Genomic DNA, 1,191 nt, shown 5'->3' on the forward strand with positions numbered 1-1,191 from the left:
GGTTACCAAAAAGAGCCGGACAAGTACATGGCCGTTGCATGGTCTGACGATTACGACAAAGAGTTTATCGCAGAACTGAAAGTCGACATGCTCAACCACCAAGGTGCTCTGGCAGAATTGACCAACGTGATTTCGAAAACAGGCTCCAATATCCATGGCCTGTCGACCGAAGAACGTGATGGCCGACTGTATACTGTCACCGTTCTGCTGACGACTAAAGATCGTGTCCACCTTGCAGGTATCATGCGAAAAATCAAAGCGATGCCGCAGGCGACCCGAGTCAGACGAAGAAAGAACTAAACTCATCGCCACCCACTCACACTGGGTGGCGATTTTTTTATACCCTATTTATTTACTATGAATTTAGAACGTTACCACCGTATCCATCAGGTGCTGAAAGCACGCCAAACCGACCTTACTTTGTGCCTAGAAGAGGTTCACAAACCTAACAACGTCTCTGCCGTTATTCGTACGGCTGACGCCACGGGCTTACACAAAGTTCATGCTATCTGGCCTGATAAAATGCGCACTTTAACCCACACTTCTGCAGGTGCTCGTAACTGGGTTGAAGTAGAAACTCACAACTCGATTGAAACCGCCATTACCGAGCTCAAAGCCCAAGGCATGCAAGTATTGGTGACCAACTTATCAGACACCGCGGTCGATTTTCGTGAAATCGACTACACCAAACCGACTGCAATCATCCTGGGGAGTGAAAAAATTGGCGCGTCTGAACAAGCGAAAAAACTCGCCGACCAAGACATCATTATTCCGATGATTGGAATGGTGCAATCTTTGAATGTTTCGGTCGCCAGCGCAGTTATTCTGTATGAAGCGCAACGCCAACGTGAAGCGGCAGGCATGTATGATCGAGAAGAAAGCGCACTACCAAAAGAAACCATTCATCGCATCTTATTTGAACGTGGTCACCCAGTGCTTGCCAAAGTAGCGAAACGCAAGAAACTGGAATACCCGCCACTCGACGATGAAGGTCAAATCATCGCAGATGAGGCGTGGTGGCAAGAGATGCAAAAAGCTTAAGCTGAAACATAACGTCGAAAGGCCTCGCTTTCTACGCCACTTCTTATAGTTTTTCCTGTACAAAAACACAGCTCCATGGTTAACATACTGCTATGTTAACCATTTTCTTGAGCTTTCTATGTCTGCCCAAATGCTATCTGCTGTTCCTTT

2 protein-coding genes are annotated in these 1,191 nt (G+C 46.9%); both read left to right on the forward strand.

Annotation, left to right across the window (positions count from 1 at the left end):
- A partial coding sequence (locus R7E42_RS24800) for an ACT domain-containing protein (RefSeq protein WP_318073203.1) occupies positions 1-300 on the forward strand: 300 nt, incomplete at its 5' end.
- A gap of 57 nt (positions 301-357) precedes the next feature.
- Positions 358-1,041 (forward strand): tRNA (guanosine(18)-2'-O)-methyltransferase TrmH, encoded by a 684-nt coding sequence (gene trmH, locus R7E42_RS24805; RefSeq protein WP_005478720.1) that lies wholly within the window; start codon positions 358-360, stop codon positions 1,039-1,041.
- Positions 1,042-1,191 lie beyond the last annotated feature (150 nt).

Origin of the sequence: Vibrio sp. Vb1337 (genome assembly GCF_033338715.1) — a bacterium.
GTDB lineage: Bacteria > Pseudomonadota > Gammaproteobacteria > Enterobacterales > Vibrionaceae > Vibrio > Vibrio alginolyticus.